Source organism: Actinoplanes sp. NPDC048967, from assembly GCF_040649415.1.
Lineage (GTDB): Bacteria > Actinomycetota > Actinomycetes > Mycobacteriales > Micromonosporaceae > Actinoplanes.
Window position 1 is genome coordinate 95491 of sequence record NZ_JBEZFL010000008.1, and the last position, 16912, is coordinate 112402.

At 71.9% G+C, this 16912-nt stretch carries 13 protein-coding genes; 6 read left to right on the plus strand and 7 right to left on the minus strand.

The window, feature by feature from the left end; genetic code table 11:
• Positions 1-558: VCBS repeat-containing protein (locus tag AB0C12_RS31270; RefSeq protein ID WP_360553446.1), on the minus strand; the 558-nt coding region annotated here is incomplete at its 3' end.
• A 266-nt stretch (positions 559-824) separates the two neighbouring features.
• Between AB0C12_RS31270 and AB0C12_RS31275 the strand changes: the two genes are divergently transcribed.
• Positions 825-2429, plus strand: coding sequence for an alpha/beta hydrolase (locus AB0C12_RS31275; RefSeq protein ID WP_360553447.1), 1605 nt, complete (start codon positions 825-827; stop codon positions 2427-2429).
• Positions 2430-2477: 48 nt separating this feature from the next.
• Here the strand turns inward: AB0C12_RS31275 and AB0C12_RS31280 are convergent, their stop codons facing one another.
• A complete protein-coding gene (locus AB0C12_RS31280; protein WP_360553448.1) occupies positions 2478-3026 on the minus strand; it encodes an RICIN domain-containing protein in 549 nt (182 codons plus the stop codon).
• A 225-nt stretch (positions 3027-3251) separates the two neighbouring features.
• On the opposite strand from AB0C12_RS31280, the gene AB0C12_RS31285 reads away from it, so the two are divergent.
• Entirely contained in the window at positions 3252-3953 is a 702-nt protein-coding gene (locus tag AB0C12_RS31285) for a TetR/AcrR family transcriptional regulator (protein WP_360553449.1), read from the plus strand.
• A gap of 5 nt (positions 3954-3958) precedes the next feature.
• Here AB0C12_RS31285 and AB0C12_RS31290 read toward each other — a convergent pair whose 3' ends face one another.
• The 3 genes from AB0C12_RS31290 to AB0C12_RS31300 form a co-directional block, all read right to left on the minus strand.
• Positions 3959-4732 (minus strand): hypothetical protein, encoded by a 774-nt coding sequence (locus tag AB0C12_RS31290; protein WP_360553450.1) that lies wholly within the window; start codon positions 4730-4732, stop codon positions 3959-3961.
• Positions 4733-4767: 35 nt separating this feature from the next.
• Positions 4768-5427 (minus strand): DUF6230 family protein, encoded by a 660-nt coding sequence (locus AB0C12_RS31295; protein WP_360553451.1) that lies wholly within the window; start codon positions 5425-5427, stop codon positions 4768-4770.
• Positions 5428-5505: 78 nt separating this feature from the next.
• Positions 5506-6702: a helix-turn-helix domain-containing protein gene (locus AB0C12_RS31300; RefSeq protein ID WP_360553452.1), complete on the minus strand. Its 1197-nt coding sequence runs from the start codon at positions 6700-6702 to the stop codon at positions 5506-5508.
• A gap of 151 nt (positions 6703-6853) precedes the next feature.
• Here AB0C12_RS31300 and AB0C12_RS31305 point away from each other — a divergent pair, with 151 nt between their 5' ends.
• Positions 6854-8077, plus strand: a complete 1224-nt coding sequence (locus tag AB0C12_RS31305) for a YncE family protein (protein WP_360553453.1) — start codon at positions 6854-6856, stop codon at positions 8075-8077.
• Positions 8078-8080: 3 nt separating this feature from the next.
• Positions 8081-9400, plus strand: a complete 1320-nt coding sequence (locus tag AB0C12_RS31310) for an endonuclease/exonuclease/phosphatase family protein (protein ID WP_360553454.1) — start codon at positions 8081-8083, stop codon at positions 9398-9400.
• On the opposite strand, the gene AB0C12_RS31315 is transcribed toward AB0C12_RS31310, so the two are convergent.
• The gene (locus tag AB0C12_RS31315; RefSeq protein ID WP_360553455.1) at positions 9387-12179 is read right to left on the minus strand and encodes a BTAD domain-containing putative transcriptional regulator; all 2793 of its coding nucleotides are present in this window, start codon (positions 12177-12179) and stop codon (positions 9387-9389) included. The genes AB0C12_RS31310 and AB0C12_RS31315 overlap by 14 nt on opposite strands.
• A gap of 171 nt (positions 12180-12350) precedes the next feature.
• Here AB0C12_RS31315 and AB0C12_RS31320 point away from each other — a divergent pair, with 171 nt between their 5' ends.
• Positions 12351-12740 carry a hypothetical protein gene (locus AB0C12_RS31320; protein ID WP_360553456.1) on the plus strand — a complete coding sequence of 130 codons (390 nt, stop codon included), beginning with the start codon at positions 12351-12353 and terminating at the stop codon, positions 12738-12740.
• A 70-nt stretch (positions 12741-12810) separates the two neighbouring features.
• Here AB0C12_RS31320 and AB0C12_RS31325 read toward each other — a convergent pair whose 3' ends face one another.
• The gene (locus tag AB0C12_RS31325) at positions 12811-14769 is read right to left on the minus strand and encodes an SGNH/GDSL hydrolase family protein (protein WP_360553457.1); all 1959 of its coding nucleotides are present in this window, start codon (positions 14767-14769) and stop codon (positions 12811-12813) included.
• A 217-nt stretch (positions 14770-14986) separates the two neighbouring features.
• On the opposite strand from AB0C12_RS31325, the gene AB0C12_RS31330 reads away from it, so the two are divergent.
• Positions 14987-16885 carry an adenylyl cyclase gene (locus AB0C12_RS31330; RefSeq protein ID WP_360553458.1) on the plus strand — a complete coding sequence of 633 codons (1899 nt, stop codon included), beginning with the start codon at positions 14987-14989 and terminating at the stop codon, positions 16883-16885.
• The last annotated feature ends 27 nt before the right edge of the window (positions 16886-16912 follow it).

Below are 16912 nucleotides of genomic sequence, written 5' to 3' on the forward strand. Positions count from 1 at the left end.
GTCATGCCATTTCACGCCCGTACCCGTGAACGACGAACCCGTCGACAACGCGACATACACATCCGCCGCCGCACCCCGGGTGAACGTCGCGATGTCGTCCTTGCCGTCACCGTTGAAATCACCGACCGCCGGTGTCTCCGAACCCACCGCAAAAAAGTCATGCCATTTCACGCCCGTACCCGTGAACGACGAACCCGTCGACAACGCGACATACACATCCGCCGCCGCACCCCGGGTGAACGTCGCGATGTCATCCTTGCCGTCACCGTTGAAATCACCCACCAATGGCGTCTCGGTGCCCACCGCGAAGAAGTCGTGCCACTTCACGCCCGTGCCGGAGAACGACGAACCCGTCGACAACGCCACGTAGACATCGGCAGCCGGGCCGCGGGTGAAGGTGACGATGTCGTCCCGGCCGTCGCCGTTGAAATCGCCGGCCACGCCGCTGAAGCCGCCGCCGGCGGGCGGTGCCGCGGCCGCCGGAAGGGCCGGGATCTGCGCGGTCATCGTGACGGCGGTGACCGCCGCGAGGGCCAAGAGGCGCCGATTGATGTGCATGGTTCTCCCCGTTCTGACGGAACTGCTGAATGGATGGTGCTGCCGCAGAGAAAACTAGCTTCAAAAGCGGTCCAGGCCGCCATTCAGTCCGCTTCCCGTCCAGCTCGGGCAAAGGCCACGAACTGCCGGGCCGAGGTGTACGCTTCCGCCTTCCCGGTCTCGCGGCCCGGCCGGATCGGGCCTAGGCTCTCGTTCGCCCGGCTCATACGTTTCGATCGCGATCCGATCGGCACGCCCCGCCGAGCACGTCGGACGAGAGGCACGACATGAGAAGACTCCTGACGGCCGCTGTCGTCATCGGCCTGGCGGCCGGTGGCGCGGTGGCGTCGGCGCCCGCGCAGGCGACGCCCGCGCGCGGCGAATCCGGTTACACACCCGCGCCGATCGCGTGGGGCACGTGCGAGAGTCCCGGGTTGCAGCGCCGCGGCGCGCAGTGCGGCATGCTCACGGTGCCGCTGGACTACCGGCGCCCGCGCGGCACCAAGATCAAGCTGGCCGTCTCCCGCATCCTGCACAAGTCACCGGCGGCGGACTACCAGGGCATCATGCTGACCAACCCGGGCGGCCCCGGCGGATCCGGGCTGACCCTGTCGGTGCTCGGCGAGTACGTGCCGGACAACGTGGGCAGTGAGTACGACTGGATCGGGTTCGACCCGCGCGGCGTCGGCTCCAGCGAGCCGTCCCTGTCCTGCGACGGCAACCTGACGACCCAGTACAACCGGCCGTACTACGTGCCGGTCACGCGTTCGCTGGAGAAGCAGTGGCTGGCCCGCTCGAAGCAGTACGCGCAGGCCTGCGCCAAGGCCGGCGGCGAGCTGCTCGACCACGTCAAGACCACGGACACGATCGCCGACATGGAGAGCATCCGCAAGGCGCTGGGCGCGAAGCAGCTCAACTTCTACGGCTTCTCGTACGGCACGTACCTCGGCCAGGTGTACAGCACGCTGCACCCGGAGCGGGTCCGCCGGATGGTCCTCGACGGCAACGTCGACCCGCGCGACGTCTGGTACAAGGCGAACCTGGCGCAGGACGTGGCGTTCGACAAGAACATCAACACCTACTTCGCCTGGGTCGCCAGGTACGACTCGGTCTACCACCTGGGCACGACCGGCAGCGCGGTGAAGAAGAAGTACTACGCGACGCTGCAGCAGCTGCGCAAGGCACCGGCCGGCGGCGTCATCGGCCCGGACGAGTGGACCGACATCTTCACCTCGGCGGCGTACTACATCTTCGACTGGACGACCATCGCCGAGGCGTTCGCGGCGTACGTCAACGACGGCGACTACGCCCCGGTCAAGGCGCTGTACGACGGTGGCTACCCGCAGGGCCCGGGCACCGACAACGGCTACGCCATGTACCTGGCCACCCAGTGCACCGACGTGCAGTGGCCGAAGAACTGGAGCAAGTGGCAGCGCGACAACTGGCGGACCTACTCCCAGCACCCGTTCCTGACGTGGAGCAACGCCTGGTTCAACGCGCCCTGCGTGTTCTGGAAGGGCGACGTCGGCACGCCGGTGAACGTCAACGGCCAGAAGGCGCCGCCGATCCTGCTGATCAGCGAGACCAACGACGCGGCGACCCCGTACGCGGGCAGCCTCGAGGTCCGCAAGCGCTTCCCGCGGTCGGTGCTGCTCGAGGGTGTCGGGGGCACCACGCACTCCGGCTCGCTCAACGGCATCGCCTGCACCGACAACGCGATCGCGGCGTACCTGTCCGACGGCACACTGCCGGCCCGGGTGCGCGGCAACCGTTCCGACAAGCAGTGCGACCCGTTGCCGCAGCCGGATCCGACGGCCGCGGCGGCCAAGAGCGCGTCCGCCTCCGGCGGCGGCTCCAACCGCGTGCTGCCGGATCTCAGCGTGCTGCGCTGAGGAAGGGTTGACGAGGGGGCGCGGGCCGGTGTGGCCCGCGCCCCCTTCTCATGCCCGCTCCGTGCTGCCCAGCAGGCGCGCGTCCCAGCGCCGGGAGCGGGCGGGGCCACAGGTCGACAGCACCGCGGCGGCGTTCTCGGCCCGGCCGCCACCGGCGACGGTCAGGCACCGGCCGCTGATGGCGCTGCGGATGGAGAAGCCTTTGCCCTTCGCGTCCCACAGGCGCCAGCTGCGGGCCAGGGCGTCGTCGCACCGGTGCTGCACGGCGCGTCCGTCGCCGCCGGTGGCGCTCAGGCACCGGCCACTGCGGACGTTCTGGATCTGGAACAGGCCGGTCAGCGACACGAGCCGCATCCGCCACAGGTGCGCGCTCTCCTCGCGGCAGGTGCTCTGCACGACGGCGTCGTTCGCGGCGGGCGCGAGGCATTTCCCGCTGTGCACGTTGAACAGCTGGAAGCCGGTGAGGAACGGGATCGCCGGCGCCGCCTGGGCCGGGGTCGCCGGCACGAGCGCCGCGGCCGCCACGGTCGCGGCAGCCAGCGTCGCGGCGGCCAGCACCCGGGAACCGGCGGGGAGAATACGGCGGCGAACAGACATGACGCACCTTTCACATAAGACTTCACCATTCATTCCACAGCCGACACGAAGGTATCCGGAGCACCCGTTCCGATCGGGGATATCCGCCCGAATCGCCCATCGCGTCGCGGCGGCCCACCACCGTCGCGCGGTCGTCTAGGCTGGCCGCAGCGGTGCCGCGACCATTCCGGCCGCCGGCCGGCAGTCCGCCCCGACGGCGCACTCATACGGCGAAGGAAGGTGACGGTGTCCCAGACGGCGCCATCCGACGAGCGCATTCCGGGCTCGCGATCGGCCACCGAGCCGGACCGGCTGCTGCCGCGCGGACGCCACGATCTGACCCGGGAATTCGTCAGCCGCACCCAGCGCGACCGCCTCATCGACGCGATGGCCCGTACGGTGGCCGAGCGCGGTTACGCCAGCGCTTCCCTGGGTGAGGTGTGCACCGCCGCCGGGGTCTCCACCCGCGCGTTCTACCAGCACTTCGCCGACAAGGAGGCGTGCTTCCTGGCCACCTTCGAGCGCGGGGTCACCCTGCTGCAGAAATCGGTCGCCGCGGCGTACGCCCGGCCGGCCCGCTGGCCGCAGCGGATGCACAGCGGTCTCGACACGCTGCTGCGGATCCTGGCGGCCGAGCCGGCCTTCGCCGCGCTGGCGGTGGTCGAGGTGCTCGCCGCGGGGCCACGCGCGCGGGCCTGCCGGCGGCAGTTGCTGGACGCCTATGCGGTCTTCTTCACCGAGGCACCGCGCCGGGCCGGGTCACCGCCGGTGCCGGGCGGCGTGATCGACGCGGTGATCGCCGGCGTCTACGGCGTCATCTACGACTTCGTGTCGACCGGGCGGGCGGCGGAGCTGCCGCAGCGCCTGGGCGATCTGACCTACCTGGTGCTCGTACCGTTCCTGGGCCCGGCGGCCGCGGCTCGCGCGGCCGCCGGAAGCCCGGGATAGCCGGCCTACTCGGTCGAGCCCGGGGAAGGCGGCTCGGAGGGGGTCGGCTCGGAGGGGGTCGGCTCGGTGGGGGCCGGTCCGGCCGTGACGGTGATCTGCTGGGCCGCATCCGTGGTGTCGGCGACCGCGTAGCGCGCCCGGAACGTCGCCGTGGTGGCGCCGGTCGGGCAGGTCAGGCCGCCGGTCACCTTGATCGGCAGGGAGACGCCCGCGGAGAAGTCGAGCTGCGGAGCGCTGGTCCCGGTGCCCGGGACCCAGGGGCCGCTGAAGGACGCGGGACCGTCCGGGGCCACGGTGACCACGCAGGACGCGAGGCCGGAGATGGTGGTGACCACGCCGGCCTGCGGGATGGTCATGGTGCCGACCGAGCCGGCCTCGTCGTACTGCAGCGCGATGGTCCAGTCGCCGTTGGTCGAGTTGGAGACCGTGCGCGCGGTCGTGAACAGCACGTTGGTCGGGCAGGCGCCGCCGTTGTTGGCGAAGGTCGCCGGGGTCAGCGTCGACACGACCGGGCCGTCGGCGCTGGTGTTGGCCGGCTCGGCCGGCACCGCGCCGTTGTTGGCCGACTGGTTGCAGGTCACCGTGGTCGAGCCGACCAGGAAGGTCGCGGTGGTGCCGGGCACCAGCGCGGCGGTGTAGCTGTGGCCGGCCGGGCCGACGGTGGTCGAGGCGGCGGCCTGGGCCGGCCCCGCGGGAAAGGTCACCAGCGCGGTGGCGGCGGCCACGGCCGTCGCGATCAGCACCGGGTGGCGGGCGATACGGGTACGGGTACGAACCATCTCGATCTCCTTCGATCGTGGGATGCGGCGCACGCTCAGAAGCACTCGTCCTTGCCCCACTTGAGGCGCAGGGAGAGCCCGGTGAGGTTGAACTCGCCCGCGGTCGTCGCCCAGGCCACCTGCTTGAGGTTGGTGATGGTCACCTTGTCGGCCTGCTGGCTGAAGAAGCCCTCGCGGCGCTGGGCGATCTCGGCGGGATCGTTGGTCGGTCCCTTGTCGAGGGTGGCGGCGTCGCGGCCGATCTCCATGTCCTGGAACTTGGCGTTGCCGTCGAGGTTGGTCATGTCGACGACCATGTTCTTGGCCGTCACCGGGTCCTTGCCGGTGCCGGCATTGATCTTGAGAGTGACCGAACCGAAGTCGCCGAGATCGGTGATGACGGACTGGCACAGGTTGGTCAGGGTCGCCGTCTTCATCGCCGACACCGCCACCGGCTCGGGCCGCTGGGAGCCGGCACCCGGCTCGGTACGGGCGTCGACCGTGCCGTACTGCACGAAGCCGTTCGCCTCGAGCTTGTCGGCGCTGACCTTGAACTGCTGGCCGGACACCGAGAACGAGGCGGCCAGCGCGCCGTTGGACATCAGCGTGAGCAGGCCACCGACGGTCGCCGCGCTGAGCCCGAAGAGGATGCCGAAGCGGCGCCAGCGGGTACGGCCGTACCGGACCTGGTGGGCCTGACAGTCACAGGTGTGCACGGGAATCTCCCCCACTTTGATCCAGAAAAGGTGGTTGTTCTGGATGGGAGGCACGCTAACCCCGGCCGCGACGCATCGTCAAGCATCGAAGTCTCTGAGTACCGGCCCCGCCCCGGCCGGCGACTCGCGCCAGCTCCGCAGGGCCCACCACAGGCCCACGGTGGCCAGCACGGTCAGCCCCTCCCCCGGTTCGCCCGGCACCAGCGGCACCCCGGTGAGCTCGTGCAGCCGGCGCAGCCGGTACCGGACCGTGTTCGGGTGCACGTGCAACGCCGCGGCCGTGTGGTCCAGCCGCTGACCGTGGTCCAGATAGGCCATGGCGGTCGACACCAGCTCTCGGTGGAAGTCGTCCCCGGCCCGCAGTTCGCCCAGCACGGCCGAGGTGACCAGCCCGGCGAGCATCGGCTGGGCACTCAGGGCGAGGTCGCCGGCGTGCTCGACGAGCGGATGCGGGCCGGACCGTCCGGAGCGGGCGGCGATCGGCAGAGCGGCCAGGCAGAGGTCGAACACCGCGCGGATGCCCGGCAACGGCCACGCGGGGGCCGCGACCATCAGCACGCCCGGATCGAGGAGGTCCTCCGCCGGCATCCGCGGCGTGAGCACGGCGAGCCGGCCCCGCACCGTACCGGCGACGCCCCCGCCCGCCGCCAGCCGGCGGCCCATCGCCCGCAGCCGGCCCGGATCGGTCACCTCGCCGACCAGGCAGTGGTAACGGCCGTCGGCGCGCAGCCCGGCCCGGAGCAGCTCGGCCGGTGACGGCGCCGGCTCGTCGCCGAGCAGCAGCGCGCGCAGGACCCGGTCGCCGGTCTCCACCCGGGTGCTGGCCAGCGCCTGCTCCGCGGCCCGGTGGCCGGCGATCACGTGCCGTTCCATGATCCCGAGGTAGCGGTCCAGGTCGAGCAGGACCTCGAGCAGGACCCCGTCCGGGATGGCGGCGTCGCGGGCCCGCTGCACGGCGATCTCCAGGGCCCGGTTGCGTCCGGCCTGCACGGCGCAGAGCAGGCCGCCGATCGAGATGCCCTGCGCCGCCCGGTCGGCACCGAGCCGGGCCGCCTCGGCGAAGTCACCCGCACCGGGATCGCCGGCCCGCTCGAAGGATGCCAGCCCGGCCGAGAACAGCAGCGCGACGTGCCGGCGGGTCTCGGCCGCGGGCAGCCGCGCGACCTCCGGCGCCTCGGCCCGGGCCGCCCGGACCAGGTCGTCCACGATGTCCTCGTCGGCGGCCATGGCCCACAGCACCTTGACGAACACGTCGCCGCGCGCTGTCGGTCCCATGGTTGCTCCCGGGCGGTTGTGGCTGCCGTACAACGACGGGTCGAGACGTTGGTTCCCGGCACCTATCGACGGGCGGCGATCCGCTGTTTCCTGTTCGTTACCGCAAAGTAACATCACTCCCCGCGTCCAGGAGAGTCCCGTGGCCCGAAAAATGTTCGCGTTAACCGCCCTAGCCGCCACCCTGTTCGCCGCCGCACCGCTGCCCGCGGCGGCCGCGCCGCCCGCGGGTCTGCAGGAGGTGATGTTCGTCGGCAACAACTGGGCCGGCACGGTCGACGTCATCCGCTCCGGCGGCGGCTACACCAAGCTCGGCGGGCTCAGTGTGATCCCGGATCTGGACGTCCGGCTCTGGGACATCTACCTCAACCCGATCAAGCTGGCCTACTTCCTCGGCATTCGCTCCGGTCCCGGCGAGGGGCACGACCAGCTCGTCGACGACATGTACACCACCCCGGACGGCACCGCGCTGGTCGCCTCCCGGCCCAGCCTGGCCGACGTGATCTCGATCGACCTGCGCACCGGGCTGCCGAAGTGGCGGTTCCCGGTCTCCGGGTTCCGCGCCGACCACATGGCGGTCTCGCCGGACGGCACCCAGGTCGCGGTCTCGGCGTCCACCTCGAACACGGTGCACGTGCTGGACATCGCGACCGGCCGGCAGCTGGGCTCGTTCGCCACCGGGGACAAGCCGCACGAGAACGTCTACACCGACGGCGGCCGCTACCTGTGGAACATGTCCATCGGCGAGGTCAACACCGACCTCGACGACCCCGGCTGGGACTGGACCAAGGGCAACCGGCGGATCACGGTCGTGGACACCACGACCTTCCGGACCGTACGCACGATCGACATGCGCGCCCGGCTGGACGCCTTCGGCCGCAAGGACCTGTCCAACGCGATCCGGCCCGCCGTGTTCAGCCCGGACGGCACGAAGCTGTACTTCCAGGTGTCGTACTTCAACGGGTTCGTCGAGTACGACGTCGCCACCGACAAGGTGACCCGGGTCAAGACCTTGCCGAAGAACCCGGCCACCAGCGACGACCGCACCACCTTCGTCAACGACTCCCGGCACCACGGCCTGGCCATGAGCCCGGACGGCGGCAAGCTCTGCGTCGCCGGGACCATGGACGACTACGTGACCGTCGTCGACCGCGGCTCGCTGCGGGAGGCGACCCTGGTCCCGGCGAGCAAGCCGTACTGGGCCACGGTCAGCGGTGACGGCCGGGACTGCGTGATCTCGGAGTCCGGCGCGGACCAGGTCTCGGCGATCAGCTTCGCCACCGGCCAGCGGGTGGCCACGGTGGCCGTCGGCGACCATCCGCAGCGGGTCCGGATCGGCCACGTGGCCACCGGCTGGGCCGGCCCCGTGGTGCACTGACCGGTGCGCCTGCTGCTGAGCTGCCTCGTCGCCGCCGCCGCGGTCGTCGTCCCGGCCGGGCCCGCCCTCGCGGACCCGGCCGCCGCCGGCACCGTCGACGTGCTCACCTACAACATCGCCGGGCTGCCGGAGGGCCTGTCCAGCGCCCCGGCACCCCGGGGCCCGAGCACGACGGCGATCGGGCAACGGCTCTCCGCGTACGACATCGTCAACGTCCAGGAGGACTTCAACTACCACGCGGCCCTGTACGCGGCGGACAGCCACCCGTACCGGACGGCGACCAGTGGCGGGGCGGGCCTCGGCAGCGGGCTGAACACGCTGTCGGCGTACCCGTACGACGACGCCGAACGGGGGCGCTGGACCTCCTGCCGGCTCGACTCCGGTGACTGCCTGACGCCGAAGGGCTTCACGTTCCTGCGGACCCGGGTGGCGGACGGCGTCTTCGTCGATGTCTACAACCTGCACACCGACGCGGGCACGAACGCGGGCGACCAGCAGTCCCGGGCGGCCAACCTGAGCCAGCTCACCGCGTTCATCGGCAGCCACTCCGCGGGCAACGCCGTGGTGGTCATGGGTGACACCAACACCCGCTGGACCCGGGCGGCGGACACGATCCGGGCGTTCGTCTCGGACAACGGGCTGACCGACACCTGGGTGCAGCTCGTCCGCGGCGGTGTCGCCCCGGCGGCCGGCAGCCCGGCGCTGGTCTGCGACGACGCCGTGGTGAGCGACGCGTGCGAGGTGGTGGACAAGGTGCTCTACCGCAGCAGCCGGTCCGTGACGCTGCGGGCGACCGCCTACCACAACGAGAGCGCTGCCTTCCGCACCCCCGAGGGGATCCGGTTGTCCGACCACGATCCCGTCTCGGTGCGGCTGGCGTGGACGGCGAACCCGGACTACCGGCTGGGCGATCAGTTCGGCGGTCCGCACGGCGACCACTTCACCGACGTGCCGGCCGTGGCGCCGGATGCCCGCGTCACCGCGATCGGGCTGCGCGCCGGCAACCGCCTCGATCAGCTCAGCCTGACCCTGGCCGACGGCACGACGCTGCGGCACGGCGGCCCGGGTGGCACCGCGCGGTCGCTGACGCTGGCCGCCGGCGAGTACGTGGCCTCGGCGACCGTGTGCCGGGGCGTGCGCGACGGCCGTACCCGGATCTTCTCGGCCGGCCTGACCACGAACCTCGGCGCGACCGTCAGCGGCGGCACGCCCACCGCGGACTGCGTGACCTGGACCGCGCCCGCGGGCCGGCACCTGACCGGCTTCCACGGACGGGCCGGGGCGGAGGTCGACAAGCTGGGACCGGTCTTCACGAGACGCTGAGGGCACCCGCCGGCACGGGCGCGACGGTGATCTCGCCGAGTTGCCGGCGGACCACGTCGGCATCGGGGTGCCCGAGCTCGCCGAGGATCACCGCCGCCCGGCACCAGGCCGCGCAACCGTCCTGAACCGCTCCGGTCTCCAGCAGGACGGCGCCGATCCGGCGCAGGGTGTCGGCCTCCTGGTAACGGTCGCCGCAGGAGCGGAACGCCGCCACCGCGTGCCGGAAATAGGTCAGTGCGTCACCGTGGTCCGCTCGCACGTGGTACGCCATCCCGAGGGTGTCCCAGGTCAGCGCCCGGCCGAAGCTGTTGCCGAGCTGCTCGTGGATGGCCAGGGCCTGCCGGCAGTTCTCGATCGCCGCCTCCGGACGGCCCAGATGGGCGTGGTGCCAGCCGATGGCGTTGAGGACGGTGGCCTGCCCGACGAGGTGATGCCCCGCCCGAAACAACGTCAGGGCGTGCTCGTCGTGCACGAGAGCGTCCGCGTGCCTGTCCTGCCGGCCCAGCATCCTGGCCGTCGTACGGTGCGCCCCGGCCAGGCCGATCGGATCGCCGGCCGCGTGGAACAGCTCGCGGGCGGTGGCCAGCTCCGTGGCCGCCCGGTCGTAGGCGCTGAGCCAGATGTGCGCCATGGCCAGCCCCCGGCGCGCGTCCGCCTCGGCGCCCAGGTCACCCAGCCGGACCGCGGCGAGAACCGCGGCCTGCTGGAGCGCCGCCCGGTCGTGCCACCGGCCGCGCCGTTCCAGATAGGTGGTCATGCCCCAGACCAGCGCCAGGACCTGCGGATCGGCGCCGCAGTCGGCCGCCTGCGCGACGCAGGACAGCAGCACCTGGTGCTCGTGCTCGAACCAGACCACCGCGTCGAGCGGGTCGGTCACCGCCCGGACCGCCCCGGCGACCGTGCGGCCGACGTGGCCCGGCTGGTCGCGGGTCGGGTCGAGGGCCCGGTCCGCGGCCAGGGCGGTGCGGGCGTAGTAGCCGAGCATCCGGTCGCGGACCGGCGCCGGATCGCCGCCGGCCTCCACGGCGTACAGGCGGACCAGGTCGTGCATGCGGTACCGGCCCGGCTGGTGCTCCTGCACCAGGTGCGCGTCGATCAGCTCCCGCAGCGACGGCATGAGCTCCGCGCGGCTCAGCCCGATCAGGCTGCGCACGGCGGCCAGCGCGATGTCCGGGCCCGGGGCGGCGCCGAGCCGGCCGAACAACTCGGCCGCCTCCGGCCGGACGGCGGCGACCGAGGCGGCGAGCACGGCCCGCAGGTTGCCCCGCAGATCGCCGGTGTCGAGCCCGTCCAGCCGGGCCGACGACTCCCGCAGGTCGTCGGCCAGCGCGGCCAGCGGCAGCTCGGGGGCGAGCGCCGCCCGGCCCGCCACGATCCCGAGCGCCAGCGGCAGGCCGGCGCAGTGCCGGATCAGCTCGGTGGTCGCGCCGGGCTCCCCGGCGAGCCGGGCGGCACCGAGATGACCGGCGAGGACCTGCGCCGACTCCGCGTCGTCGATCACCCCCAGCGGTACGGGACGAGCACTGTGCCCCGCCACCAGGTCGGCGAGCCCGGTGCGGCCGGTGATCAGGGTCGCGCAGCTCGCCGCGCCGGGCAGCAACGGCTCGGCCTGTGCCGACGTACGGGCGTTGTCCAGCACCAGCAGGATCCGGCGCCCGGCCATCAGGCTGCGGTAGAGGGCGACCTGGCTGTCCGGGTCCGGGGGCACGGCTGCCGCGGTGACGCCCAGCCCGTGGAGCAGACCCCGCACCGCGGCCTCGGAGGTCAGCGGGTCCCGGCCGGGATCGAACCCGCGCAGGTTCACATAGAGCTGGCCGTCCGGGAAGCGATGGGCGTTGTCGTGGGCCCAGCGCAGCGCGAGCCACGTCTTGCCCACGCCGCCCGGTCCGTGGATCACCGCCACGCGGCCCGCCCGGCCGCTCTCCCCGGGCAGCAGCACGGTGTCCAACCGCGACAGCATGACCGAACGACCGGTGAAGGCGGCGGGCAGCGGCGGCAGCTGCCGGGGCGTCGCCCGTTGCCGGATCACGCCGGCCCGGGGCGCCCCCAGCGACGTGTCGGTACGCAGGATCCGCCCGTGCAGCCGCTGCAGTGCCGGACCCGGGTCGATGCCGAGCTCGTCGGCGAGCTGCCGGCGTACCCGCTCGTAGTGGGCCAGAGCGTCGGCCCGCCGGTCGCTGCGGTACAGGGCCAGGATGAGCTGGCCGGCCAGCCGCTCGTCGAACGGGTCGGCCGCCGCCTGCGCGCTGAGCGGGGCGAGCAGCTCCGCGTGCCCGCCGCCGGCCAGCAGCAGGTCGATGTGGTCGCGCTCGGCGGCCTGCCGTTCCCGGGCCAGCTCAGCGCGGACCTGCGCCGCCCAGGGCGTGTCGAGCGGGCCGAGCGGCTGACCGCGCCACAACCGCAGCGCCGCGGCGTACGCCTCCTGGGCCGTCGCCTCCGCACCGCAGCGGGCCGTCGCGACGAGATGCCGGAACCGGTGCACGTCGACCGACAGCGGATCGACGGCCAGCAGGTAGCCCGCCGCCTGCCGGATGATCATCGCGTCCCACGGCTCGAGGGCCTGCCGGAGCTTGCACAGGTAGGCCCGGGTGGTGTCCCTGGCCCGGCGCGGCGGGTCGGCTCCCCAGACCCGCTCGATGAGGCTGTCGGCCGGGACGCACCGGCCGGCCTCGACGGCCAGCGCGGCCAGCACATACCTTTGCTTGGTGTGGCCGATGTCGACCGGCCGGCCACCGACGGACACGTCGATCTCGCCGAGCAACCGGAAGTCCGCAGGCACTGTGATCGGCTCCTCCTCCGTTCCGCTCAGTCTCCGCCGCCCGCGGCACGACCGCTGTCGCCCAACGGACCTGCGGTTCAACGGAAATCCAACAGTCGCCCAACGGGTCCGGCCCACCTTGGGAAGCGAGGGCGGGCAGCAGGTGCCGGCCCCCACCCACCAGGAGGACCCATGAAGGGCAACGCGGGAAACAGCACCGCCGCGAGCACGGCAACGACCATGACCAGCACCGCGGGGCGGTACCGGCTGCAGCTGACCTCGCTGACCTGCAAGCGCAAGCAGGACACCATCGGACGGGACGAGCCGCAGCTGTTCGTCAACGGCGTCTCGGTCTACGGCCCCGGTGACATCGGCAAGGGCGAGACCGTGGACCTGCGGCCGCGCACGACGGTCTTCACGTCGGTCGCCCACATCGCCCTGGTCGAGGTGGACCCCGGCTCGGACGACCAGCTCGGCGTGGTCACCGCCATCGGTGGCCAGGCCGGCCACGGCCCGCAGCGCGGCGAGTTCCACCTGCCGAACGCCGATTACGAGATCACCTTCCAGGTGGTCAAGGCCTGACCGCGAGTCGGCGCCGGCCACCGGTGTGCCCCGCCCGCGTCCGCGGGCGGGGCTCAGCCGGCGACCACAGTCATCCGCGCCGGGCGGCGAGGCGGTGACGCTGGTGACCGAAGAAAGCGACCGCCGCGAGCCAGATGCCGGCCAGGGGCAGCAGGCCCAGCCAGCCCTGGGTGAGCAGCAGCATCCGGACCCGGCCCTTGGCCCACTGCATCCCCTGGGTGCGGCAGCCGTCGGTGCTGGCGCTGAGCACGTCGCACTGCGGCTCGGCCTGACCCGTCGAGACGGTACGCAGGCCCGCGTCCCGGGCGTCGGCCGTCGCCTTGGTGATCGGGCCCCGGGCGGGCAGGGTCGCCAGGTCGGGCAGCCAGGTCTGGAAGGTGCGCAGCATCGCCGCGTGGCCGCGCTCGTTCGGGTGCAGGCTGCTGTGCGAGAAGTTCTTGGGATTGAAACGCTGCTCCGCGACCCCGCCGACGGACCGGACACCGATGAAGTTGAGGCCGGGGCGGCCCTCGTTCCGCTCGTCGCACAGCTGGAGGTTGGCGACCCGCAGCGAGGACTCCATCGCCGCCAGGTAGTGGAAGCCGAACTCCGCGGACGTCTCGGCGATCACCCGGTTGAGGCCCCGGGTGACGAAGTCGTGCAGGAAGCGGCGCTCGCGCGGGGCCAGCGCCAGGTCGTCGCAGCGGCCGGTGAGGTCGATCGGGTCCGGGTAGCCGACGGTGACCACCGGGGTGTCCGGGAAGACCTTGTCGAGCTGCTGATAGGTGTCGCGCAGGTTCTGGCGTACCTGCTCGAGCGCGCCGGTCCAGAGCTTGCCCTGGCTGCTGCAGGTACCGGGGGCCAGGCACATCAGCCCGATCGTGGAGAAGCCCGCGTCGTTGCCGCCGATCCCGGCGACGACCATCGCCGGGGTGAACCCGTTGCCGTAGTCGTGCAGGTAGGCGTCGAGCTGGGTGCGCTCCTCGCCGGCCTGGGGCTCGGGCGGCGGCACGCCGGGCCGGGTCGGCGGGGCCACCGCGGACTCGACGTTCCAGGTGCGCGCGCCGGAGCAGGCGAGGAACTCGACCTGGTCGAACGGGCGCTGCTGGCCCGCCATGGCGGCCCAGGCGGTGGGCGAGCGGCGGCACTGGTTGCCGCCGCCGACATCTGTGCCCTGGTAGTACGTGGACGCGCCCTCACCGGACATGTAGGAGTCGCCGAACGCGACCAGCAGGGACCGGGCGGTGCGGTCCGGCACCAGGTCGGCCGGTACGTCGGCGGGCAGCGGCGTGACCCCCAGCAGCGCGATCACGCTCATCACGAACGCGATGTCGGCCTGCGTGCTGGAAACCACGGCGATCACCAGCAGCGCCAGCACGATGACGGCGCCGAGCAGCCACGGCGACCGGGTCAGCGCGTAGAGCAGCACGGTGGAGAGCACGAACAGCGCCGCACCGGCGAGCCCGAACCACGTGCGCAGCGGCCGCGGTCCGGACAGGCCGCACATCCAGCGGATGACGACCTCGGAGAGCAGAGCCACGCCGAGCGGCAGCAGCACCAGCAGGGCCGCGCCGAGCAGGACGTACTCCAGGATCACGCCGGCCGTGCCGGAGCCGCGGCCGAGCAGCACGATGCCCAGCAGGGTGCAGCCGGCCCCGGCGGTGGTCAGGGTGAGCGCGAGGTTGCGCCGGATCCGGTCGGAGCGCAGTCCCTGCCGCAGCCAGGTGATGGCCGAGCCGGCCACGAAGTACGCCAGCAGGACGCCGGCGAGGGCGGCACCGGCGCGCGGGCGGACCTCGTACGAGGCCACCAGCGCGACCGCCACCACCAGCAGGGCCGCCCCGGCGCGCCGGGAGATCAGCCACTGCCGGTCGTCGAGGCTGTCCATGTACTGACCGCGGACCCAGAGCGTCGCCGCGATCACGAACAGCGTGAACCACACCTGGATGGTCAGCGACGACGCCCCCGACCGCGCGAAGAACAACAGCAGGATCAGGGCCACGGCGAACACACAGGTACGCCGTACCGCCGCATAGTCGATTCCCGTCATGCCAAGCAGAGGCGCGAGGACGTCCCGGAGATACCGGTACGCGCAGTCCGCCCCGATGGCCCGTTCGGCCGCCACCGGTTCCGGAACTCCGGCGAGTTGTCCGGATGCCGACGGGATTGCGGCCTCCTCACCGAGAGCGCTCTCTTGACAGTTGGGCTCGTCTATCGCTTGCTGTGATCAGCTTCATGGCGACCCTGTTACGAAAGGACCTTTCCGCATGACGACACGCCCCACCGGCGGTGGCCGTCTCCTCGGGCGCCGGCACCTCGCCGGGGCCCTGGCCCTCGTTCTCGCCGTCACGGCGACCGGCCCGCTGACCGGTTCGGCCGCCTCGGCCGCACCGGCACGGCCGGGCAACTCCGCGCCGAATCTGGGGACCAACGTCACCGTTTTCGACCCGGCGACGCCGGTCGAGCAGATCCAGGCCACGCTGGACGCCACCTACGCCCAGCAGGTCGACAACGAGATGGGCACCCAGCGGTACGCCTTTCTCTTCAAGCCGGGCACGTACGGCACGGCGGACAAGCCGCTGCAGATCAAGGTCGGCTACTACACCGAGATCTCCGGCCTGGGCGCGTCCCCGGCCGACGTGGTGATCAACGGCAAGGTGGAGGTGTACAACCGCTGCCTCGAGGGTGGCGGCACCAGCAACTGCCTGGCGCTGGTCAACTTCTGGCGGACGCTGTCCAACCTGTCCATCAACGTCAACGGCAAGGGCCAGGACGGTTGCCGCGCGACGGCGAACTTCTGGGCCGTGTCGCAGGCGGTGTCGCTGCGGCGGCTCAACGTCAGCGGCGGCACGTTCTCGCTGATGGACTACTGCACCGCCGGCCCGCAGTACGCCAGTGGTGGCTTCATCGCCGACTCGAACTTCCCCGACGTGGTGAACGGCTCGCAGCAGCAGTGGATCACCCGGAACAGCAAGGTGACGAGCTGGTCCAACGGTGTCTGGAACCAGGTCTTCTCCGGCGTGCAGGGTGCGCCGGCGGAGACGGCGTTCCCGAACCCGCCGTACACGACGTTGGAGAAGACCCCGCTGAGCCGGGAGAAGCCGTACCTGTTCACCGACGCGGACGGCCGCTACAGCGTCCGGGTGCCCGCTGCCCAGCGCAACACCAGCGGCACGTCCTGGTCCGCCGGTCTCACCCCCGGCCGGACCATCGCGCTGCGTGACTTCTTCGTGGCCAAGCCCTCCGACCCGGTCTGGCTGATCAACGCCAACCTGGCCCTGGGCAAGAACCTGCTGCTCACCCCGGGCGTCTACAACGTCGCGCAGAGCATCCAGGTGTGGCGTCCGAACCAGGTGGTGCTCGGCATCGGTCACGCCACCCTGACCGCGGTCAACGGCGCGACGCCGCTGGCCGTCGCGGACGTGCCCGGCGTGGTGGTCGCGGGTGTGACCATCGACGCCGGTACGAAGGAGTCGAAGAACCTGCTCAAGGTCGGCAACAAGAACGGCATCGGCCTCAGCTCGGCGAGCAACCCGACCACGCTGTCCGACGTGTACTTCCGCGTCGGCGGCCCGCGCATCGGCAAGGTCGACGTGGCGCTCGAGGTCAACAGCGACAACGTGCTCATCGACCACACCTGGGTGTGGCGCGGTGACCACGGCGTCGAGGGGTTCACCGAGGGCGTCAACGGTGACACCCAGCGCTGGCGGACCAACATCGGCCGCAACGGTGCCGTCATCAACGGCGACAACGTGACGGCCACCGGCCTGTTCGTCGAGCACTTCCAGCAGTACAACACCATCTGGAACGGCGAGAACGGCACGACCGTGCTCTACCAGAACGAGCTGCCGTACGACCCGCCGACGCAGGCGGACTGGACGCAGCGGGACGGCACGCTGGGCTACGCCGGCTACAAGGTCGGTGCCAAGGTCCGCAACCACAAGCTGTACGGGGCCGGCGTGTACGTCTTCAACCAGAACAACCCGGCGATCCACACCGCGAACGGCTTCGAGGTGCCCAAGCGCCCGGGTGTCAAGCTGCACCACATCATGACGGTCAACCTCAGCGCCGGCATCATCGACCACGTGGTCAACGGCGAGGGCGCTGCGGCGGACACCACCAAGATCGGCGTGCCGGTCTACGTGACGGACTACCCCGCGTCATAGCAACTCCGCACCACCGGCGGGGCCGGA